Annotated in this window: 25 protein-coding genes and 1 pseudogene; 8 read left to right on the forward strand and 18 right to left on the reverse strand. The window is 62.0% G+C overall.

Features of this window, described 5'->3' with window-relative positions; genetic code table 11:
* Positions 1 to 2 precede the first annotated feature (2 nt).
* Genes AAGQ88_RS14035 through sctU form a run of 7 tightly spaced genes read left to right on the forward strand, consistent with a single transcriptional unit; the run spans position 3 to position 4,525 of the window.
* Positions 3 to 569, forward strand: coding sequence for a type III secretion system HrpP C-terminal domain-containing protein (locus AAGQ88_RS14035; protein WP_342652659.1), 567 nt, complete (start codon positions 3 to 5; stop codon positions 567 to 569).
* Positions 566 to 1,303: a type III secretion system protein gene (locus AAGQ88_RS14040; protein ID WP_342652660.1), complete on the forward strand. Its 738-nt coding sequence runs from the start codon at positions 566 to 568 to the stop codon at positions 1,301 to 1,303. The genes AAGQ88_RS14035 and AAGQ88_RS14040 overlap by 4 nt, the downstream gene beginning before the upstream one ends.
* The gene (locus AAGQ88_RS14045; RefSeq protein ID WP_342652661.1) at positions 1,293 to 1,733 is read left to right on the forward strand and encodes a FliM/FliN family flagellar motor switch protein; all 441 of its coding nucleotides are present in this window, start codon (positions 1,293 to 1,295) and stop codon (positions 1,731 to 1,733) included. The genes AAGQ88_RS14040 and AAGQ88_RS14045 overlap by 11 nt, the downstream gene beginning before the upstream one ends.
* A complete protein-coding gene (gene sctR, locus AAGQ88_RS14050) occupies positions 1,730 to 2,383 on the forward strand; it encodes a type III secretion system export apparatus subunit SctR (RefSeq protein WP_285424402.1) in 654 nt (217 codons plus the stop codon). Before AAGQ88_RS14045 ends, sctR begins: the two co-directional genes overlap by 4 nt.
* 7 nt (positions 2,384 to 2,390) lie before the next feature.
* Positions 2,391 to 2,657 carry a type III secretion system export apparatus subunit SctS gene (gene sctS, locus AAGQ88_RS14055; RefSeq protein ID WP_093458684.1) on the forward strand — a complete coding sequence of 89 codons (267 nt, stop codon included), beginning with the start codon at positions 2,391 to 2,393 and terminating at the stop codon, positions 2,655 to 2,657.
* Positions 2,658 to 3,452 carry a type III secretion system export apparatus subunit SctT gene (gene sctT, locus AAGQ88_RS14060; protein WP_285424401.1) on the forward strand — a complete coding sequence of 265 codons (795 nt, stop codon included), beginning with the start codon at positions 2,658 to 2,660 and terminating at the stop codon, positions 3,450 to 3,452.
* Positions 3,449 to 4,525, forward strand: a complete 1,077-nt coding sequence (gene sctU / locus AAGQ88_RS14065; RefSeq protein WP_342652662.1) for a type III secretion system export apparatus subunit SctU — start codon at positions 3,449 to 3,451, stop codon at positions 4,523 to 4,525. The genes sctT and sctU overlap by 4 nt, the downstream gene beginning before the upstream one ends.
* Positions 4,526 to 4,925: 400 nt before the next feature.
* Here sctU and AAGQ88_RS14070 read toward each other — a convergent pair whose 3' ends face one another.
* From AAGQ88_RS14070 to AAGQ88_RS14135, 14 genes and pseudogenes are all read right to left on the reverse strand, one after another.
* Positions 4,926 to 5,285, reverse strand: coding sequence for a type III secretion protein HrpV (locus AAGQ88_RS14070; RefSeq protein ID WP_285424399.1), 360 nt, complete (start codon positions 5,283 to 5,285; stop codon positions 4,926 to 4,928).
* A 2-nt stretch (positions 5,286 to 5,287) separates the two neighbouring features.
* A complete protein-coding gene (gene hrpT, locus AAGQ88_RS14075; RefSeq protein ID WP_093458688.1) occupies positions 5,288 to 5,491 on the reverse strand; it encodes an HrpT family type III secretion system protein in 204 nt (67 codons plus the stop codon).
* Positions 5,488 to 7,608, reverse strand: a complete 2,121-nt coding sequence (gene sctC / locus AAGQ88_RS14080; RefSeq protein ID WP_285424398.1) for a type III secretion system outer membrane ring subunit SctC — start codon at positions 7,606 to 7,608, stop codon at positions 5,488 to 5,490. Before sctC ends, hrpT begins: the two co-directional genes overlap by 4 nt.
* A 1-nt stretch (position 7,609) precedes the next feature.
* Positions 7,610 to 8,038, reverse strand: a complete 429-nt coding sequence (locus AAGQ88_RS14085; protein ID WP_342652663.1) for a type III secretion protein — start codon at positions 8,036 to 8,038, stop codon at positions 7,610 to 7,612.
* Positions 8,025 to 8,249: a type III secretion protein gene (locus AAGQ88_RS14090; RefSeq protein WP_342652664.1), complete on the reverse strand. Its 225-nt coding sequence runs from the start codon at positions 8,247 to 8,249 to the stop codon at positions 8,025 to 8,027. The genes AAGQ88_RS14085 and AAGQ88_RS14090 overlap by 14 nt, the downstream gene beginning before the upstream one ends.
* 90 nt (positions 8,250 to 8,339) lie before the next feature.
* The gene (gene sctL / locus AAGQ88_RS14095; RefSeq protein WP_342652665.1) at positions 8,340 to 8,921 is read right to left on the reverse strand and encodes a type III secretion system stator protein SctL; all 582 of its coding nucleotides are present in this window, start codon (positions 8,919 to 8,921) and stop codon (positions 8,340 to 8,342) included.
* Between the two features lie 37 nt (positions 8,922 to 8,958).
* Positions 8,959 to 9,501: a type III secretion protein gene (locus AAGQ88_RS14100; protein ID WP_342652666.1), complete on the reverse strand. Its 543-nt coding sequence runs from the start codon at positions 9,499 to 9,501 to the stop codon at positions 8,959 to 8,961.
* Positions 9,501 to 10,304: a type III secretion inner membrane ring lipoprotein SctJ gene (sctJ, locus tag AAGQ88_RS14105; RefSeq protein WP_285424393.1), complete on the reverse strand. Its 804-nt coding sequence runs from the start codon at positions 10,302 to 10,304 to the stop codon at positions 9,501 to 9,503. The genes AAGQ88_RS14100 and sctJ overlap by 1 nt, the downstream gene beginning before the upstream one ends.
* 9 nt (positions 10,305 to 10,313) lie before the next feature.
* Entirely contained in the window at positions 10,314 to 10,688 is a 375-nt protein-coding gene (sctI, locus tag AAGQ88_RS14110) for a type III secretion system inner rod subunit SctI (RefSeq protein ID WP_093458695.1), read from the reverse strand.
* Positions 10,689 to 10,729: 41 nt separating this feature from the next.
* Positions 10,730 to 11,809 carry a type III secretion protein HrpZ gene (locus AAGQ88_RS14115; protein WP_342652667.1) on the reverse strand — a complete coding sequence of 360 codons (1,080 nt, stop codon included), beginning with the start codon at positions 11,807 to 11,809 and terminating at the stop codon, positions 10,730 to 10,732.
* Between the two features lie 55 nt (positions 11,810 to 11,864).
* Complete coding sequence (locus AAGQ88_RS14120) at positions 11,865 to 12,203, reverse strand: hypothetical protein (RefSeq protein WP_177182037.1); 339 nt, start codon at positions 12,201 to 12,203, stop codon at positions 11,865 to 11,867.
* A 138-nt stretch (positions 12,204 to 12,341) separates the two neighbouring features.
* Positions 12,342 to 13,253: a sigma-54 dependent transcriptional regulator gene (locus AAGQ88_RS14125; RefSeq protein WP_342652668.1), complete on the reverse strand. Its 912-nt coding sequence runs from the start codon at positions 13,251 to 13,253 to the stop codon at positions 12,342 to 12,344.
* A 48-nt stretch (positions 13,254 to 13,301) separates the two neighbouring features.
* Entirely contained in the window at positions 13,302 to 14,213 is a 912-nt protein-coding gene (locus AAGQ88_RS14130; protein ID WP_285424421.1) for a sigma 54-interacting transcriptional regulator, read from the reverse strand.
* Between the two features lie 1,200 nt (positions 14,214 to 15,413).
* Positions 15,414 to 16,442, reverse strand: a pseudogene (locus AAGQ88_RS14135) (transglycosylase SLT domain-containing protein); the annotation flags it as partial.
* A 278-nt stretch (positions 16,443 to 16,720) separates the two neighbouring features.
* On the opposite strand from AAGQ88_RS14135, the gene AAGQ88_RS14140 reads away from it, so the two are divergent.
* The gene (locus AAGQ88_RS14140) at positions 16,721 to 17,047 is read left to right on the forward strand and encodes an NIPSNAP family protein (protein WP_342652669.1); all 327 of its coding nucleotides are present in this window, start codon (positions 16,721 to 16,723) and stop codon (positions 17,045 to 17,047) included.
* A gap of 40 nt (positions 17,048 to 17,087) precedes the next feature.
* Here AAGQ88_RS14140 and AAGQ88_RS14145 read toward each other — a convergent pair whose 3' ends face one another.
* The 4 genes from AAGQ88_RS14145 to AAGQ88_RS14160 form a co-directional block, all read right to left on the reverse strand.
* Positions 17,088 to 17,366 (reverse strand): LysR family transcriptional regulator, encoded by a 279-nt coding sequence (locus AAGQ88_RS14145; RefSeq protein ID WP_285424389.1) that lies wholly within the window; start codon positions 17,364 to 17,366, stop codon positions 17,088 to 17,090.
* Complete coding sequence (locus tag AAGQ88_RS14150; RefSeq protein WP_342652670.1) at positions 17,356 to 17,682, reverse strand: antibiotic biosynthesis monooxygenase; 327 nt, start codon at positions 17,680 to 17,682, stop codon at positions 17,356 to 17,358. Before AAGQ88_RS14150 ends, AAGQ88_RS14145 begins: the two co-directional genes overlap by 11 nt.
* Before the next feature lie 155 nt (positions 17,683 to 17,837).
* On the reverse strand, positions 17,838 to 18,245 hold the full coding sequence (locus AAGQ88_RS14155; RefSeq protein WP_342652671.1) for an SRPBCC family protein: 408 nt from the start codon (positions 18,243 to 18,245) through the stop codon (positions 17,838 to 17,840).
* A gap of 20 nt (positions 18,246 to 18,265) precedes the next feature.
* Entirely contained in the window at positions 18,266 to 19,063 is a 798-nt protein-coding gene (locus AAGQ88_RS14160) for an SDR family oxidoreductase (protein WP_342652672.1), read from the reverse strand.
* Positions 19,064 to 19,078 lie beyond the last annotated feature (15 nt).

A 19,078-nucleotide genomic window follows, 5' to 3' on the forward strand; every position in this document is an offset into this window, starting at 1 on the left:
CGATGAATACGCCGATCAAACACCCGCCTCGCCCCCAGCCTCAGGTGCAGTCGCGCCCCGCGCAGCCGCAGCCCTTGCCGTCCGGGTCGCCTGCGCAGTCTGACAACCGCGGACTGTCTGGCGCAGGGCGACGCAGCGATGCCGAACGCCTGCGCGCGCTGTGCAACGCACCTGCGGCGGATGAACCGCTGAGTGCCGACGGGCTGTTCTTCTCTCAATTGCTGGTGACGCCGGTCAGCGAAGAACCTCAGCAATCCGGCTATTCCGGCAGCGGGTTCAGCATGCTCGCCCCCAGCGACGGCGTGCCGACGCAACTGATCGATGAACTGGCCGAGCGCCTGCCGGCGCAACCCGATGGCCCGTTCAGTGTGACGCTGCTGATGCCCACCTTGGGCAAGGTCCAGGTCAACGCCAGCAAGCGTGACAACCAGTGGACGGTCGAACTGGGCTTCGCCCGCCGCAGCGCGCTCAAGCGCGTGCAACCGCATCAACGGGCTTGCGAAGACGCGTTGGCGCGGGCGCTCGGGCATGACGTCGAGCTGTCGTTCCATGAGGAGCTGCAGGCATGACTGCGCTGCGTTTGCGAAAAGTCGACGACCTCGTCGCCCGGGTGTCGCGGCAACTCGGCGCCGGCGCCAGCCTGATGTTCAGCGCCAGAGGCCTGCAAGGCCAACTTACGTTGACGGCCCTGCCGCCCCACGCCAGCGCCCATCGAACCTTGACCGGCTTCGACAGCGCCGTTGGCCGGCTGCACCTGAGCGACGCCGAGGCCATGCTCAGCCTGATGGGCGAACTGCCCGTGACCCTGAGTGGCGAACATCAGGCCTGGTACTGGGATTTGCTCAATCAGCGGCTGAGTCCGGCCCTCGCGGAACTGTTTTGCCCCTTGCAACCACTCAGCGATAACACTGTGCTGCCTGTGGGCGACGCGCCGGAGAAAACGGTCACGTGCCGGCTGCAACTGACGCTGGGCGAGCAGACCCTCGATGGCCTGCTCTGCGCCGACGCGGCTGTGATCCAGCGTCTGCTCGACGGTCGAGGCTGGCACCGGCATCGCCAGGCGCTTGCCGATGACTGGCCGATCGTTCAGCCACTGGAACTGGGTCAGTTGTCACTGACCCTGGAACAGTTGGCCTCGCTGCAACCGGGCGACGTGCTGTTGCCGCTTCACAGCCATTTCGACAGCGAGGGCCATGGCCGGCTGGAATTGGCCGGTCGGCAATGGGCAGTACAGACAGACAGTCACGAACATCAGCTGTACGTACGGCTCAGCCACGAGGAAACCCTGGGACATGGCCAATGAAGCGTTGTATGAGGACGACATCGACAGCCTGACGGATGACGACCATGAGGCCGTACCGGAAAGCTACCAGGACGCCTACGGCGAGGACCAAACGCTCGATGAGCTGAACGCCGCGCCCGCCGAATCTGAATGGCAGGAAGCACCGCAGGACGCTTACGACACCCAGACGGCCGGGGCAAACGAGCCCCATGCTCAGCCGCTCGATCCGCTGGACCAGTTGCCGATGGCGCTGACCCTGCGCTGCGGCAGCCTGAACCTGACCCTGGGTGACCTGCGGCGCATGGCCGCCGGGACGACACTGCCGGTCAACGGCATCACCCCGGGATTTGCCACCTTGTGCCATGGCGAGCGGGTCGTGGCCGAAGGCGAACTGGTCGACATCGACGGGCGCCTGGGTCTGCAAATCACCCGGATGGCGTCGCCCGTATGATCATGGACGGGATGAACCCGGTCATGCTGGCGCTGTTTCTCGGCGCCTTGTCATTGATTCCGTTTCTGCTGATCGTCTGCACGGCATTCCTGAAAATCGCCATGACGCTGCTCATCACGCGCAACGCCATCGGCGTGCAGCAAGTGCCACCGAACATGGCCATGTACGGCATTGCGCTGGCCGCCACCATGTTCGTCATGGCGCCGGTCGCTCACGAAATCCAGCAGCGGGTACACGAACACCCGATCGAACTGGGCAGCACCGAGAAACTGCAGGCCAGCGCCAGCACGGTCATCGAGCCGTTGCAGCGCTTCATGACCCGCAACACCGACCCCGACGTGATCGCTCATCTGCTCGACAACACTCAGCGCATGTGGCCCAAGGACATGGCCGATCAGGCCAGCAAGAGCGATCTGCTGCTGGCCGTGCCGGCATTCGTGCTGTCGGAGTTGCAGGCGGGCTTTCAGATCGGCTTTCTGATCTACATCCCCTTCATCGTCATCGACCTGATCGTTTCCAACCTGCTGCTCGCGCTGGGCATGCAGATGGTCTCGCCCATGACTATTTCGCTGCCGCTCAAGCTGCTGCTGTTCGTGTTGGTGCAAGGCTGGACGCGCCTGCTCGACAGCCTGTTCTATTCCTACATGTGAGGCAGCCATGGAAGCGTTGGCGTTGTTCAAGCAGGGCATGTTCCTGGTCGTGATTCTCACCGCGCCGCCTCTGGGTGTCGCCGTCTTGGTAGGGGTGATCACCTCGTTGCTGCAGGCGCTGATGCAGATCCAGGACCAGACCCTGCCCTTCGGCATCAAACTGGCGGCTGTGGGCCTGACCCTGGCGATGACCGGCCGCTGGATTGGCGTGGAGCTGATCCAGTTCATCAACATGGCCTTCGACCTGATTGCCCGTTCCGGGGGCGCGCACTAGATGCCGTTCGACGCGCAGGGGCTGTTCGAACTGATGCTGGGTATGGGCCTGGCCGCTGCGCGGCTTTTGCCGTGCATGATTCTGGTACCGGCCTTCTGCTTCAAATACCTGAAAGGCCCGCTGCGTTATGCCGTGGTGCTGGTGGTGTCGATGGTGCCGGCGCCGACCATCAGTCGCGCGCTGTCTTCGCTCAATGACGACTGGTTTTCCATCGGCGCGCTGTTGCTCAAGGAAGCGGTGCTGGGCACCCTCCTCGGCCTGCTGCTGTATGCGCCGTTCTGGATGTTCGCCTCGGTCGGTGCCTTGCTCGACAGCCAGCGCGGCGCGTTGAGCGGCGGGCAGATCAACCCGGCCCTCGGGCCTGATGCGACCCCCATGGGCGAGCTGTTCCAGGAAACCCTGATCATGCTGGTGATTCTCACGGGCGGGCTGTCGTTGATCACGCAAGTGATCTGGGACAGCTATCAGGTCTGGCCGCCAACCGCCTGGTTGCCGGGCATGACCGTCGATGGCCTGAATCTGTTCCTCGAACAACTGAACCAGACCTTGCAGCACATGATGCTGTACGCCGCGCCCTTCATCGGGCTGTTGCTGCTGATCGAGGCGGCGCTGGCGATCATCGGCCTGTACGCCCAGCAGTTGAACGTCTCGATTCTGGCGATGCCGGCCAAGAGCATGGCCGGCATCGCATTCCTGCTCATTTACCTGCCGACGCTGCTGGAACTGGGCAATGGGCAGATTCTGCAACTGGCGGACCTCAAACACCTGTTGAGCGAACTGGTGCATCTGCCGTGAGCGAAAAAACAGAAAAAGCGACGCCCAAACAGCTGCGTGATGCGCGGGAAAAAGGCCAGGTCGGGCAAAGTCAGGATCTGGCCAAGCTGCTGGTGCTGCTGGTGGTCAGCGAGATCACGCTGAGCCTGGCCGATGAAAGTGTCGCGCGGCTGCATCACTTGATGTCGCTGTCGTTCCAGGGCATCGGCAAGCCATTCATGCACAGCGTCGACCAAGTCGCCAGCGAAGGCATGAGTGTGTTGATCGGCTTCATCCTGAGCAGCGTGGGCATGGCGATGCTGATGCGCATGGTCGGAAGCTGGATTCAGATCGGCTTTCTGTTCGCGCCCAAAGCCTTGAAAATCGACATCAACAAGCTCAACCCTTTCGCCCATGCCAAGCAGATGTTCTCGGCGCAGAGCCTGACCACGTTGCTGCTGAGTGTGCTCAAAGCCGTGGCGATCGCCGCGACCCTGTATTCGGTGGTGAAACCGTCACTCGGCGCGCTGATTCTGCTGGCCAATACCGACCTGACCACCTACTGGCATGCGTTGCTGGAAGTCTTCCGACACATCCTGCGCGCGACGCTGGGCCTGCTGGCGGTGATCGGGGCCGTCGACTTTGCGCTGCAGAAGTACTTCCACGCGAAGAAACTGCGCATGAGCCACGAGGACATCAAGAAGGAATACAAGCAGTCCGAGGGCGACCCGCACATCAAAGGCCATCGTCGCCAGCTCGCCCATGAACTGCTCAACCAGGAGCCGACCGCCCCGGCCAAACCGGTGGAGGACGCCGACATGCTGGTGGTCAACCCGACTCACTATGCCGTGGCGTTGTATTACCGGCCGGGGCAGACGCCGCTGCCGTTGATTCATTGCAAGGGCGAGGACGACGACGCCCTGGCGCTGATCGCCCGAGCCAAGAAAGCCGGGATCCCGGTGGTGCAGAGCATCTGGCTGGCGCGCACGCTGTACAAGGTCAAAGCCGGCAAATACATCCCCCGCCCTACACTCCTCGCGGTGGCGCACATCTACCAGGTCGTGCGCCAGCTGGAGGAAGTCACCGATGAAGTGATCCGGATCGAAGACGCGTAAAGCGTATGGCGTTCGGCCCCCGTCCGTAGCATGACCTGCCCTTCGTGGGACCTCATTCGACGTGCTCGCGTTGAAGCGCGCATTCGCAGGTGCGCAGGTGCATGTCGAGCATTGTTCTGGGGTGGTCATCGATTCGGTTGTCGATTGTGCGGACGTGTTCGTGGGCAAGCGCGCTCCTGCAGGACGTGGTGGCTGGGCTTGCGCGGCGTGTCATTGAGCGAGATGTGTGTGCTGCAGACGTGTTCGCGGGCAAGCGCGCTCCTACGGGAACCTGGTCGCAGGGCTTGCGCGGCGTGGGTCATTGAGTGGGTGCGGTGCGGGTGCTCAGTCGAGGGCGGAAGGTCGTGAGCGCCAGCTGGCTGACGCCCACGGGGGTTGCGCGTTGCTGGGTGTCGGCCGTTCAGGGGTTGATGTCGCTCAGGTGGTCCAGGCCCGCCAGCATCAATTCATGACGTCGAATGCTGTCCAGGCTGACCGGAGATTCAGCGGTGTGCGGGACGGCATGCCAGACCACGAAGTCGCGCTGCACGTCCAGAAACAGAAAATAGTCGTTGAACCGCTCAGCCTGCGAAAAACGCCGTTCCAGCGCATCGCGCAGTTGTTCGGGGCGCAGTGCCCGGCCCTCGATGTGCAGGGCGATGCCCCAGTCGCGGTGTTCGCGCCGGCTGACGAAGGCCACGCCGCTCGCCACCGGCCAGATCGCCGCGCGTTCGGCGGCAACATGCGCGTAGAACGCCGCTTTTTCCGATACCCGAATCATGCTCAGTCCTTCAGTGGCACAACAGTGAAATCCAGTTCGTGGTCACGCTCGTCGATGCCCTGGCGCATGTCCGGCGGCCACCAGATGACCAGTTCGCGGTCGTTGGAATCGGGCCGCTTGCACGCGTAACCCGAGCAACCCCGGCTTGCGCAGCCGGCCAGCGTGGCGAATGCCAGAAACAGGATCAGAAAACCACGCAGGTTCATCGTGTAGCCCCCTTGAGCAGCGAAGGTCGGTTCTGTCTGGCTTTGCTGGACACCTGCGGCTGGCGCACGGCGATGTAGATCTCGCTTTCGGCGCCGGGCTGCACCCAGGCATGTGGCCAGGCGCTGACGCCCATGACCCAGCGTCCGCCGCAATGACTCTCATCGATGCGCAGCGGCTTGCCGGTGGTGTTACGGGCGACGACCACTGCCACGCCCCAGTCCTTCTTCGAAAACCACTGCGAGCGCTGACGATCCATCACCAGTCCCTCGCCCGGGTCGCACAGGCTGTCGGCCTCGAACGGCAGCGTCTCACCGCTGCTGAAGCCCACCGGTGCCACGCCGTCGAGCAACTGCGTGAAAGCGTTCTGGACGTCGCCCCGGGTCGGCTCCTCGCCGCCGTCGCGACGCTCATCGATGCGCTTGAGCTGATCGTCGACGTCGTGAGGATTGCCCTTCTCGACGTAACGCGCCGGATTGACCTGATCGCCGATCAGGCGTGGGGTCAGGATGAACAACCGTTCGCGCTTGTTCAGCTCACGGTTGCGCGACTGGAACAGCAGCTTGCCGATCACCGGAATGTCGCCGAGCAATGGAATCTTGTTGACCTTGTCGGTGGTCTCCAGGCTATGCAGACCGCCGATCACCAGCGATCCATGCTCGGCGATGACCGCCTGCGTGCTGACGTTGCCTTTGCGCACGGCCGGCTGATCTTCGTTGATCTGCGAGGTGTCGATCTGGCCGTCCTCGATGTCGACGATCAGCTGAACCTGGGATTTGCCGTCCTTATCCAGCGACCGCGGAATCACCTGCAAGCTGGTGCCGGCGGTGATCGGCTGGATATTCGCCACCCGTTCGGCCGTGGCGGTGAGGTATTCGGTGCGGCTGAAATCAATCACCGCTGGCTGGTTTTCCAGGGTGAGGATCGACGGGTTGCCGATGACGGACGCTGCGCCATTGCCTTCCAGCGCGTGCAGATCGGCGGAAAATTTCCCGGCGTCCTGAATGAACAGCGTCGAACTGGTGCCCTGCTCGAACAGATTGGCGCCGCCGCCGACGCTGCCGGCATTGAAGTTCCAGCGGCTGGACAGCTGCGCCAGCTCGTTGCGGTCGATGTCCAGAATCACCGCATCGATCTCGATCAGATTGCGCGGTGTGTCGAGTTGCTTGACCAGTTTCTGGTACATCGCCTTGCGTTTGGGCAGGTCGTAGATCAGCACGGCGTTGTTGCGAACGTCGGCACTGACGCGGATCTTCGCGCGGCTCGATGAGCTCGAACTGCCGCCCTTGCTTTTGCCGGACAGCCCCAGCACGCGGTCGACGTTCTGCTGCAACTGGCCGGTGTCCAGCACGCTGTCGTCGGGACCGCCGTAGTTCATTCCGCCGATTCCGGCGCCGGCCATGCCGGTGCTGCTGCCCAGGCCACTGGCGGTTCCACCGCCGCCCTGCAACAGGTTGACGCCGTTGATCGACGCGCCTCGGGAGCGGCTCTCAAGCAGCTCCTGGAGAATGCTGGCGACCCCGGAAACGGTCAGTTCCTGATCGCGATAGCGGATCGTGCGGTCGGCGGCGTTGGCGTATTTGAGCTGAAACACCAGAACGTCCTGCTTGTCCGCCTTTTCCGGCGCGTCGACTTTCTTGCTGTAGCTGCGCACGAAATCGACGTATTTCGCCGGTCCGCGGACCAGCACCACGCCTTCGTCGGGCAAGGCGCCCCAGCCGAATCGCTTGTCCAGCAGACCGACATCGGTCAGCGCCTGTTGCAGGTCGTCCACCGCGTCGGGGGACACCTCAAGCCGCGCCGAGGTCTGTTCACTGGTCGGGCTGATGTACAGGGTGTCGTTGTAGACGAACCACTGAAAGTGATGCTCCTGACCCAGCCGGTCGAGAAATTCCTGCGGATTCTGGGCGCGGATGCGGCCATCCAGCGTGCCCTGAACCGGGGCCATGTCCAGGCCGATGCCGAATTCCTTGGCGAAGTCGCCCAGTGCCGTCGCCAGATCGGTCTGACGGGCATCGTAGGCATAAGCGGTATGTTTCCAGGCGTCAGGAACCGCCGCCAGCGTCGGCGTCACGATGCCGATCATCAGCAAAGGCAACCACATAAAGGCCTTGCGCATTTCACACTCCCGGTTGCCAGTGATTGAGGGTGGTGCGAGGCGACGCGAACGTCCCGTTGCGCACACTGGTTTGCATCAGACGGAGGATCGCGCCGCGCTGATTGGCCAGGCTTTCCAGGCGATTGAGCAGCTGCGCAGGATCATTCAAGCCGGGCAGCCAGCTGACCAGCACCACGCAGCGGGTGTCGGGATCGATCGCCAGCGCACCCTCGCAGGCGCAGGCCACGCTCGCGCCGCCTTGTTGCAGCACCGCTTCGAGGCGTTGTGGATCGCTGCCGTCGTAGGGGTCCAGGACGTCCAGGCTCAGGCGCACACCGTTGCCGACGATCGCCAGCCGTGCGTTAGCCTCATCGATCCAGCAGTCCAGCGGCGTGAGCGGTCGCCGCTCACACCACTGAGCGAGAATCGCCGTGAATTCACTGAATTCCATCGATGATCGCTTTGGTGATGCTGTGGTTGGCGCGCAAGCTTTCGTTGTTGACGATGTTGGCGACGCTGGCCTGCTGCGAGGCATCGTTGAAAGCCATCAGGTCTTCGATCGAAGGGTTTTCCGCTGCGCCTTCGATGGCGTCGTCCATGTCGGTGCGGGCACGGCCGTAGGCGTTATCGACGTGGTTCTGCATGGATTTGAAACTGATCATGAGCGCTGCTCCAACTGAGGAATTCAACCCCTGAGTGGGAGCAGCGGCCGCTCCGGTTCCATCGACCGTCACGACAAATTCAGCAAAGCGTCATTCGCTCGCCGAAAGGCCCAGCAAGCCGCGACGCAGACTCGCCCAGTCGACATCGAATGCGCCGTTGGCGTCACTGAGGCGCAGGGAAAGTGGCGCCAGCGAGGTATCGGTCTTGAGCTGCCAGTGCTCGGCAAACCGGCTTTGCGCCAGCCACTCCGTCAAGTCGGTGTGCATGTCGGGATGACAGCTCAGCGTTGCCTGCGCTTCGCTGGACTGACTGCTCGCCAGATTACGCACCAGCGCCCGGGTGCGCTCCCCCAGCGTGGCCTGATCAAGCAGTTGCGCCAGGGTGTCATTGAGCAACGTCTCGACCGCCTCCATGGCCTCATGCTCGAGGCTCTTGCGTTGCTGCTCGAGGGAATCGAGCCTCTGATTGGCCTGCTCCCAGAACAGTGCCAGCGCCTGGTCCTGTTCCTGCTGCGCCTGGTGCCGCGCCTGCTCGAGCAGTTCACTGGCCTGTTGTCTGGCATGACGCAACACTTCGCTCGCCAGTTGCATGTCGGCCAGGTCTTCGCGACGCAGGATGGTTTGTGCCAGAACGGCTGAGGCAGACAGGTCGAGACGGCGTTTGGCGAGCATTGAGAGGTCCTGCGCAAAGGATGGAAACGTGAGAGAGTCAGGGCGTGGCGATGCGCCAGAGAACCGATTGCCAAAGCGTTTGCAGTTTGTTCGACGGCATCTCGACGAACTGCGCCTCCAGCGTGCCGGGTGTCCACTGCAGGCGCAATCGCGACCAGCAGGACTCCCCGGCCCACGCCGCAAGCAGGCGTCGGCCATCGGCCGCTTCGGGATGCAGCCAGGCGCCGGGGCGCAAGGCTTTGGCGACTGCGCGACACCAGGGCTCGTGGGCGAGCACGGCAGCGTCGAGCACAGGCGCGGCTGCACCGCCGAGGCAGATCCGCTCGGCCAGCGCCAATGCGTGGCCCTGTTGGGCGGTGTCTAGAGCCAGCCATTGCATGAGTTGCGGCACCGGCTCGGGCGGCTGACTCGGGGCGATGCCGACGTGCTCGAAAAACAGCGTGTGATGACGGCCCAGCAGCGCGTCGCAATCGTGCAAGGTCAGGCCGTGCCGTTCCGCCAGCCGGGATCTCCAGTCCGGGTGGGCCCATTCCCAGGGTGCGCACCACCACTGAATCCAGCGTTCCTGCGCGCCTTGCATCAGGCCTGCACCGGCAACCGCGACGAATCGGCGCGCCGCAGGCGGAGCATCTGCAGTACCGCAGCGCGCCAATCGCTGCGCACGCCCAGCAGGATGAGCAGCACCAGCAGCAGACCACCGACCGGCGCCACCCAGACCATCATTTTCCAGAAATCAAGACGCTCACTGTCCACCAGGAACGGGCCGAAATTGACCAGCCGCTCGGTGTCCTGAAACTCGGCGGCAGGCACGAAGACGATGGCGAACTTCTTGGAGTCCAGCGGCTCGCCCGACATGCCGGGAATGCTGCTGGCGACCATTTGCTGAATGCGTCCGCGCACGCTGTCCGGGTCCAGCGCCGAGGTGTGTTTGATGAACACCGCCGCCGACGCCGGCTGCACCGGTTCACCCGGCGCGATGCGCTCCGGCAGGACCACATGAACGCGGGCGACGATGACGCCGTCGATCTGAGACAGCGTTGCTTCCAGTTCCTGAGACAACGCATAAATGTAGCGGGCACGCTCTTCCAGGGGCGTTGAAATCACCCCTTCCTTCTTGAATATCTCGCCCAGGCTGGTCCGTGAACGCCTCGGCAGACCGGCTGCGTCCAGCACCCGCACGGCGCGGTTGATGTCCGCGGTGTTGACGCTGATGACCACCCCGGTTTTTTCCACGCGCTTGTGCGCATCGATGTGCTGATCGGCCAGGCTGGCAATCACGTCGTTGGAGTCCTGCTCGGACAGACCGCTGAACAGATCGGTCTCATCGCTGCAACCGCTCAGCGACAGCATCAGGCACAGCAGACCCGCAGTCAGAAATTTCACGGCGCGCCTCTATTGCAGGTTGGTCAGCTTGTCGAGCGCCTGAGCGCTCTTGTTGACGACCTTGGTCGTCACCGCTGTCTGCAGCGAATACTGCGACAGGGTTCGGCTCATCTGCGTGATATCCATCGGGTTATCGCCGCTTGCCGCTTTCTTCATGTTGCGCACCGCCTGCTGCGAGAGTTTGTCGGTCGAACCCAGCCGCTCGGACAACGCGCTGGCGATCTGCTCGGACAGGTGGCTCGGTTGCGCGGCCAGATCAGGGCGCATCGCCGAATTGAACAGGTCGACATCCGCCTGCGAAGGCCCGCTGACCAGTCCCTGATCCAGATGCTGCTCAAGATCGAGGGATGACGATTTGAGTTGATTGAGATGGGAAATGGTCACGGGCTGATCTCCGGCAGACGGGGTCGATACACAGGGCGTATTCAGGACAACTGATTGTTACCGGCGCCCAGCAGGGCCGAAACGAGTGCGGTTGCGGTCTGTGCCAGACTGCTCTGCAGATCGTGTTGGGCGAAAGCCGGATTGTGGCCGCCCGCACCGCCCAGACCGCCATTGCCGTTCTGGTTGGCTTGCAGACCGTCCTTGATCAGCCCGCTGAGCAACTGGCCCAGGTCCTGACTGATGCTGTTTCCGGTATTGGGCAAGCCGCCCGGCGCGATGTCCGGATTGGGGCCAATGCCTTGCCCTGTGCCCTGACCGCCGCCGATGCCGCCGCCACCGCCCAGATTTTTGTCCAGGCCTTGTTGAAGCAGGTCTCCCAGCAACTGGCCCAGGTCCTGCGCCAGATGGCCGCCTTGCGGATTACCGATCTGGCTGCCGCCGCTCGGATCAGCGCCCAAAGGGTTGCCGCCCAACTGACCGCCCAGGCTGTCATTGGCGCCGCTCACGCCGTTCTGCTGTTGACCCAGCTGGGTGCCGAGCATGTCCAGCGCCGCACGGAAAGCACCGGTTTCCTTGGCGTCCAGGAAGTTGTCTTCCTTGAGCTCATTTTTCCAGGAGCCTGAATCGGGCGCCGGAAACTTGCTCGGATTCTGGTCCATGAACTGCGCGATCTGGTCGAGCAGCGGCATGTCGCTGGCGGAAAACTTCGTTCCATCACCCTGCTTGGTCAGAAGGTCATCGAGCGACGCTTTACCCAGGCCATTGAGCACCTGCGACATCAGGTCCGGCTTGCCGGCACCCGAACCCAGACCGAGCTCGGCGGCAGCGCCGAAGTTATCGCCCAGTTTGTCCTTGATGACTTCACCCAGCGCGGATTTGACCATGTCAGGCGTTCCGCCCGCCAACGCGGCCAGCGGGTTCATTTTCTCCATCTGTTTGGCGACCATTTTGCCCAGCGGCGAATCCTGGTCCAGATGGCCGTCCTTGGTCAGTGCCGAGGCCAGCTTGTCGATGACATCCTTGAGCGACTGCGGGCCTTGTTGACCCCCAATGCCGCCGGTCGACACCACCGTGCCAATGTGCAGATTCTGCGTCGAATTGAGAGCGTTGAGACTTAGCATGAAACCTCCAGTTCAGGTGATGGCCCCCTGCGAAGAGGGGGCATTCTGAATTCAGTCAGTAGGAGATGGCCTTGGCGGACTGGGCCGTACTGCTGATGAATTTGCTGGCGGCATCGTTGTTTGCCGACTGGATGGCGTTCAGGGTGTTCTGGGTCGCGGTTTCGCGCGCCGCGGCACCTTGCATGCGCGCGAGCGCAGCGTTGTTCTTGTCGTTGAGGGCGTTTTCTTCCTTGGTCGCGTTCAGCGCTTCGGTGTTGCCACCGCCGGCGATCGAGGCCTGAGTGCTGGCGTTGGTGCCCAGCGTCTGCGCCCCTTGCGCGACGCTGCCGACAGTGTTGATGACGCCGTTGCCCATTTTGAGGAACGGATTATTGCTCACTCCAGGAATATTCATTCTGCTCACCTTGTTGGTCGACACCAGCAACATTGCATGGTGATCATGGGTGGCAGGGAGCTGCAAAACGGTTCCAGATTTTTTTGCGTCAGCGCTGCGAGCCGCCGCGCAAGGCACACAGCCCGGGTGCAACGGTCGTCAGACGTCGAGTTCTTTCATGCGGTGATAGAGCGTGCGACGGGGGATGTCGAGCTCCTGACTCACGGCATCGATGCTGTTGTTGTGGCGCTTGAGCGCGGCCTGGATCAACACCTTTTCGATCACGCGCATCTGCGACTTGAGCCCTGAAGACGAGTCACCCTCCTCGCCCTGTTCGCTGCCCAGCAGCGGGAAGCCCAGAACGAAGCGTTTGGCGGCCGATTTCAGCTCACGGATATTGCCCGGCCAGTCATGATTGAGCAGCACGTGACGCAGCACCGCACTGATCTCGGGCATCACCAGGCCTGACTCGCGGGCGCAGGCTGTCGCGAAACGGCTGAACAGCGGAATGATGCGCGCACGCTGGGTGCGCAACGGCGCCAGCTTGAGCGTCAGCACATTGAGGCGGAAATACAGGTCGCGGCGAAACCGCCCTTGCTCCACCAGATCGTCCAGCGAATGCTGCGCCGATGCGATCACGCACACATCCAGCGCGATGGGGGTGGTCGACCCCAGGCGTTCGACCTTTCGGGTTTCCAGTACCCGCAGCAACTTGGCTTGCAGACTCAGCGGCATGCTGTCGATTTCGTCCAGGTACAAGGTGCCGCCCTGCGCCGCCTCGATGTAGCCGACCCGGGACCGATCGGCGCCTGTGTAAGCCCCGCTGACCACGCCAAACAGCTCGCTTTCGGCGAGCGATTCGGGGATCGCCGCGCAGTTCATGGCCACCAGTCGCCCTTTGCGACCCGACAATCCGTGAATGCGACTGGCGACCGTGTCCTTGCCGGTGCCGGTCTCGCCTGACAGCAGCAGGTCGATGCCCAACTGAGAAAGGCTTCTGGCGACCACCGTCAGGTTGGGGACCTGATTGTCGTCTTCCAGTTGCTCGTCGAAAAAATCGTAAACACTCATCCACGACCTCTGGTATTTCAGGGTTGCGAAGCAGCTGGAGGGGCAGCGCTACGACAGCAGCGGATCGGTCGCGCCCAAGGCTGTCAGGCCCAGTTCCTTCATGCGGTGATACAGCGTGCGCCGCGGAATCTCGAGTTCCTGAACCACCGCCTCGAGGCTGTGCTTGTGACGCTTGAGCGCGTCCTCGATCAACATCCGTTCGATGACCCGCAGCTGGGTCTTGAGGCCGGTTTCCGGGTCCCGCGCCGGCGCCGGGTCGCTGCCCAGCAGCGGGAATCCAAGGACGAAGCGCTTGGCGGCGGATTTCAGCTCGCGGATGTTGCCTGGCCAGGCATGGCTGAGCAGCACTTGCACCAGACCGTTATCGAGGGTCGGCACCTGGCAATCGAAATCGCTGGCGATGGCCTGGGTGAACTGGTCGAACAACGGCAGAATCTGTTCGCGACGCTTTCGCAAGGCTGGCATTTGAATGGTCAGCACGTTGAGGCGAAAAAACAGGTCGCGCCGAAACAACCCTTGTTCCACGAGTTCATCCAGCGGTCGCTGCGCCGACGCGATGACCCGAAGGTCAACGGGAATGAACGTGGTGGACCCCAGACGCTCGATTCCACGGGTTTCCAGGATCCGCAACAGTTTGGCCTGAAGGCTCAACGGCATGCTGTCGATCTCATCCAGGTACAACGTCCCGCCGCAGGCTGCTTCGATGTACCCCTCACGCGCCCGGCTCACGCCGGTGTAGGCGCCGTTGACCACGCCGAAAAGCTGGCTTTCGGCAAGGGATTCGGGAATCGCCGCGCAATTCATGCCGATAAAAGAACCTGTCCGACCGGACAGATCGTGGATGCGTTTGGCCAGCGTGTCTTTGCCTGTTCCTGTCTCCCCGCACAACAGCAGATCCATGCTCAGACTCGCTGTGTTCAATGCAATCTGCTGAATATCCAGCGCTGCATTTTCCCCCATTGACGCACAACCGCTTACATCGATTTCTTCCTTCATCGATACCTCTCACATTGGGTGCAAGCGACTTATTAGTACCACGCATTACAAAGGCAGCAATATTTAATTTTAGTTCCCGCACATGATGAGAACCGTTTCACAAGGTTCCCCGTGATATCAATATGACTTTATTCATCACGCAAACAATTAGTTTGCGCAAAGGGTTCAAACAGCTATTTAAATTTAGCGCTTGCATCGACTCGAAGAATGGCTTATCGGCGCATTGACTTACCCGAATTTTTTTCTCGAAGGAATCACAATACATTAACAATCAAGGGCTTATGCTCTGTTTCAGTGCGCGCCGTGCCTTGTTTTTGGGCCGTCTATGGTGAATCCTGTCAGATCACCCTGTCTCCCTGGCTTCACGGAAAATGCGCAGTTTATTGCACACTTGCATGGAGTGGCTCCGGCTCAGTATATAAACTTGATCGACTTGAATAATTAATTGGTCGAGATTCCCCTCGAACTTTCCAGCCGACAAAGTTACTGCACCTCCCGTGCATATCGCCCTGCATTACCTAACTTCTTATATATTGTATTTCTATCGAGACCGATTAGGTACATTACCCACTATCGATTAACTTCGCCCGTTCGGAAAACCAACTAAGCAAGTTCGGTTTTCCGAACGACATTTTGTGTACTCAGGAGTTCACCGGCGAACCCCCCTGTTTCCGGGGGCTGGGGATAGGAGTACGCCCGTAGTCGGTCGAGTCGACGGTCGCAAAGGTTTGCCTTTTCCGCGGGATTCGCAAATGGGATCCAACTAATGATATCGCTCGGCAAAAATCCGGCTTAGATGTCTCGATGTGCGGTGACGCTGACTAAGCGCATAAGGTGGATGTTTCAAAGTATGTCAGCGTGATTGAAGAAGGATGTGTATCAGCAGGGTTACAACTCCGACGAAAAGTTCACTGAAAAGATATCGCTATAAGAATGGTGAATATGTCTGCAACGGGCATTTCCGCCCGTCTGACCGGTGCCGAGCGGCATCATCAGCGCGTGTGTCAGGCGTGTTACCGGGCGCATCGAACGGCTGCGCCGAACGGACCGGCGATGCCAACAGGCAGATGCGGTAATCGGATCGAGAGCTGCCTCAGGGCTTCAGGGCGTCAAACCGACGGCCGGTACAGGCGCTGTAGCCGCGAGCGATTCGACCTGAACGGCTGGGGTGTCACCGCCAAGCCTGGCCAGGCTGGCGCTCAACTGTCGAAGCTGATCGCGCGGCACCAGCAGATGCGACGGCCCGTCGACGGTCTTTTTGCGCAGAAAAGCAGGGTTGAGGCCCAGCAATACCGCCTCATCGATGCCAGCGGTGGCCGCCAGCTGGCTCAGATCGATGGGGCGGGTCAATTCGAGCACGGTGAAATACGGAGCATTGGCGACCGGGCTGAGGGTGACGCCGTAGGCCTCCGGCTCGCGCACCAGCAGCGACAGCGCCAACAGACGCGGCACGTAATCCTGTGTTTCCCGGGGCAGGCTCAAATGCCAGTAATCGGTCGGCAGTCCGCGTCGCTGATTGGCTTCCACCGCCCGCGCCACCGTGCCTTCGCCGGCATTGTAGGCGGCCATCGCCAGCAGCCAGTCACCCTTGAACTGATCGTGCAGCCGCGTGAGGTAGTCCATCGCCGCTTGGCTCGACGCGACGACATCGCGACGGCCGTCGTACCAGGCGGTCTGACGCAGATTGAAATCCCGACCGGTGGCCGCCATGAATTGCCACAGCCCCGCAGCATCGCGAATCGAACTGGCCTTGGGGTTGTACGCACTTTCGATGATCGGCAGCAATGCCAGCTCCGTCGGCATGGCTCGCTGGTCGAGGTTTTCAACGATGAAATGCAGGTAAGGGCTCGCGCGCTGACTGGCGTTGCGGAGGAACGCCGGATTGGCCAGCAGCCAGTCGCGCTGACGCACGATCCGCGCGTTGACGCCACAGTCATCCGCCAGGCTGAAGCCCTGCCCCAGTCGCCCCCAGATATCACCGCCCTCGTAGGCTTTGAGCGCCGGGCGGGTGGCCACGGCATCGGTGCTGCGATTGAGCCCGGCCACCAGACGCGGTGTGCGTTCGGTTCTCGCCTGCTCCGGATAATCGAACGACTGGCAGCCGGCGCACAGCAACGCCAGCGTCAGTGACGCAAGGCGCAGTGGATGAGCACACTGAAACGGGCCCGATGGCGGGATAAGAGCAGGCGGCATGGAGGGAAGTCCTGAAACGCGATTACCCTAGGTGGCCCGCGCGGCCCGACGGTTCCATTCGAGCGCGAGACCGGCGCATCGGCTTCGGTGAGTCAGAACCTCCCTGCCCCGTGCCAGGCATTCAGCAATCGCCAGCGTGACGCGGTTGCGTCATTATTCGTGCCCACTGTTTCCTGTTGACCGAGCGCAGCGCGGCGATGTCGCCGCGTACCGGGCGCACATCGGTCAGTCGGCTGATGCCAGATCATTCCACCGCAGCACTTTTCTGGAGTTGAACCATGATCGTCGAAATGCGTACCTATCATTGCGCCCCGGGCCGCCTGCCAGCCCTGCACGAGCGTTTCACCAGCACCACGCTGGGCTTTTTTGAAAAATACGGGATCGAACAGATCGGCTTCTGGACGCACCTCACTGGCCCGAGCAATCAGGCGCTGACTTACCTGCTCAAGTGGGACAGCCTCGCCGATCGCGAAGCCAAGTGGAATGCCTTTCAAAGCGACGCCGACTGGCTGGCCAAGCGTGCCGCCAGCGAAGCCCAGGCGATCATCGTGGAACGCATCGAAACCCAGTTCCTCGCCCCGACCGCGTACTCTGCCCTGCGTTGAGCAACAGCCACCGTCGCGGCCTGGCCTCGCCTGCGCGCGGTCAGGCGTGACGGATCACCGATTCGATCTGGCGCATCGCCGGGAGCAAGGTCTGGGCGATTTCCTGCGCCTTGGGCGTTGGCTGCATCTTGCGATCCAGCCGCAGGAACAGCGGATCGTCGAAGAAGCGCCGCAACCTCACCAGCGACCCACTGACCGCAGGCTGGGTGACCCGCAAATGGCGGGCGGCTGCGCTGACGTTGCGTTCGCGGAACACCACCAGAAAAGTGAGCAGCAGATTGAGGTCGACACCCAGCAGGAGGTCTTCATCAAGCGACACGGCGCAGTCCCTCCTCGGCGCTTTCAACCACAAAGCTGTTGAAATGAATGCGGCTGATTGCACCACTGAACACCAATTCCATGAAGCCGTTCAGTTGCGGATGGCTGAAGTGCGCCTGCATCTGAGCGAAAGACGGCCAGTAGCCGCTGACGATCCAGTGATCGGCGTGGCTGTTGTCGGCGGTCAGGGTGTATGCGATGCACTGAGTGGTGCTGTTCAAAACGTCGAGCATGTGCGTGACACGCTCGCCAACCTCACGGGAACGACCTTGAGTGGCATGTATTTCTACGGTGTTGATGGCCGAAACAAGCATCATCCTCTCCTGCGCTTAGTGATGGGCCAAGTTTGACGTCAGGGTCAGCCCGGATAAACCACAGGATCGGAGTTTCAGCGTTGCGGATTAAGCGACAATTAACCGGGCGCCAGGGTTGAGCCCTGCGCGCCGGGCAGACGGTGCAATGGCACGCCGTCTCAGAAGTTGGCTTTCAATGCCGCCAGCCCGCCTTCATAGACCTCGCGAAAAACCGCTTCGGCCTCTTCATCGGACATGCCCTCAGGGGTGAAACTGCTGGACCATTCGACCCGCGCAGCCTGCTCGCCTTCGGCGGTGACCTTCAAGGTAGCCAGGTAGTTGGACACCGCAAACGGCCCCTGGATGATCGAATAGCTGTAGCTGCGCGCGCGGTTGTCGAACGACTCCAGACGCTCGCTGATTTGCGCGCCATCCGCGGTGGTCAGATGACGAATCCTGCCACCTTCATCCGGGACGCTTTTGGCAATGAACGGTAGCCAGTCCGGCAGCGACATGAAGCCTCCCGCCAGTTGCCAGACCGTGTCGGCCGAGACCGGGATGCTGATGGATGCAGATGCTGTAGCCATGATGTTCTCCAGTGAATGTTTCAGATTGCCATGCTGTCGACGACGCCGCCGTCGACCCGCAACGCTGCGCCCGTGGTGGCCGAAGACAGAGGCGATGCCAGGTACGCCACCAGGTTGGCGACTTCATCGACGTGCGCAGCGCGCTGGATGATAGACGAAGGCCGCGCACGACGGACAAAGTGATCGGCCTCCTCCTGCGCGGTCCGACCGGACTGGGCAATGGCGTCCTTGAGCATTTCTTCGACGCCATCGGTGAAGGTCGGCCCCGGCAAAATGGCGTTGACCGTGACGCCGGTGCCCGACAGCCGCTTCGCCAGCCCGTGGGATACCGCCAGGTTGGCGGCTTTCGTGGTGCCGTAGTTGATCATGTTCGCCGGGATCGCGACGCCGGATTCCGAAGAGACGAAAATCACCCGTCCCCACTGGCTGGCGACCATGCCTTCGACGTAGTGTCGGGCCAGGCGCACTCCGGAGATCACATTGACCTCATAAAAGCGCGCCCACTCCTCGTCCGGCGTGTCGAAGAAATCGACTTCGTTGAAGATGCCCAGGTTGTTGACCAGGATGTCGGCGCGCGGCTCGGCAGCGAACAACTGCCGGGCGCCTTCGGCGGTGGCCAGATCAGCCACGACGCCGCGCACCTGTGCGCCCGGAACCTGGGCCGTGATCGAGGCAATGGCATCCTCGACCTTCCCGGCAGCGCGACCGACGATGACCACCGTTGCGCCAGACAAGGCCAGCGCCTTGCCGATGCCCAGGCCGATCCCGGCCGTCGAACCGCTGACCACGGCCAGCTTGCCACTCAGATCTATTTTCATGGTGAACCTCGCATG

The sequence above is a fragment of the Pseudomonas sp. F3-2 genome, assembly GCF_038804275.1.
Taxonomy (GTDB): domain Bacteria; phylum Pseudomonadota; class Gammaproteobacteria; order Pseudomonadales; family Pseudomonadaceae; genus Aquipseudomonas.

Coding starts and splice junctions, on each gene's coding strand:
- AAGQ88_RS14130 (WP_285424421.1), bottom strand. CDS start 14,213: ATGGGGGAAAATGCAGCGCTGGATATTCAGCAGATTGCATTGAACACA.
- sctT (WP_285424401.1), top strand. CDS start 2,658: ATGCCGTTCGACGCGCAGGGGCTGTTCGAACTGATGCTGGGTATGGGC.
- AAGQ88_RS14045 (WP_342652661.1), top strand. CDS start 1,293: ATGGCCAATGAAGCGTTGTATGAGGACGACATCGACAGCCTGACGGAT.
- AAGQ88_RS14125 (WP_342652668.1), bottom strand. CDS start 13,253: ATGAGTGTTTACGATTTTTTCGACGAGCAACTGGAAGACGACAATCAG.
- AAGQ88_RS14140 (WP_342652669.1), top strand. CDS start 16,721: ATGATCGTCGAAATGCGTACCTATCATTGCGCCCCGGGCCGCCTGCCA.
- AAGQ88_RS14100 (WP_342652666.1), bottom strand. CDS start 9,501: ATGCAAGGCGCGCAGGAACGCTGGATTCAGTGGTGGTGCGCACCCTGG.
- AAGQ88_RS14160 (WP_342652672.1), bottom strand. CDS start 19,063: ATGAAAATAGATCTGAGTGGCAAGCTGGCCGTGGTCAGCGGTTCGACG.
- hrpT (WP_093458688.1), bottom strand. CDS start 5,491: ATGAACCTGCGTGGTTTTCTGATCCTGTTTCTGGCATTCGCCACGCTG.
- sctS (WP_093458684.1), top strand. CDS start 2,391: ATGGAAGCGTTGGCGTTGTTCAAGCAGGGCATGTTCCTGGTCGTGATT.
- sctL (WP_342652665.1), bottom strand. CDS start 8,921: ATGCTCGCCAAACGCCGTCTCGACCTGTCTGCCTCAGCCGTTCTGGCA.
- AAGQ88_RS14150 (WP_342652670.1), bottom strand. CDS start 17,682: ATGATGCTTGTTTCGGCCATCAACACCGTAGAAATACATGCCACTCAA.
- AAGQ88_RS14035 (WP_342652659.1), top strand. CDS start 3: ATGAATACGCCGATCAAACACCCGCCTCGCCCCCAGCCTCAGGTGCAG.
- AAGQ88_RS14090 (WP_342652664.1), bottom strand. CDS start 8,249: ATGATCAGTTTCAAATCCATGCAGAACCACGTCGATAACGCCTACGGC.
- AAGQ88_RS14120 (WP_177182037.1), bottom strand. CDS start 12,203: ATGAATATTCCTGGAGTGAGCAATAATCCGTTCCTCAAAATGGGCAAC.
- AAGQ88_RS14115 (WP_342652667.1), bottom strand. CDS start 11,809: ATGCTAAGTCTCAACGCTCTCAATTCGACGCAGAATCTGCACATTGGC.
- AAGQ88_RS14085 (WP_342652663.1), bottom strand. CDS start 8,038: ATGGAATTCAGTGAATTCACGGCGATTCTCGCTCAGTGGTGTGAGCGG.
- AAGQ88_RS14040 (WP_342652660.1), top strand. CDS start 566: ATGACTGCGCTGCGTTTGCGAAAAGTCGACGACCTCGTCGCCCGGGTG.
- AAGQ88_RS14155 (WP_342652671.1), bottom strand. CDS start 18,245: ATGGCTACAGCATCTGCATCCATCAGCATCCCGGTCTCGGCCGACACG.
- AAGQ88_RS14070 (WP_285424399.1), bottom strand. CDS start 5,285: ATGATTCGGGTATCGGAAAAAGCGGCGTTCTACGCGCATGTTGCCGCC.
- sctR (WP_285424402.1), top strand. CDS start 1,730: ATGATCATGGACGGGATGAACCCGGTCATGCTGGCGCTGTTTCTCGGC.
- sctC (WP_285424398.1), bottom strand. CDS start 7,608: ATGCGCAAGGCCTTTATGTGGTTGCCTTTGCTGATGATCGGCATCGTG.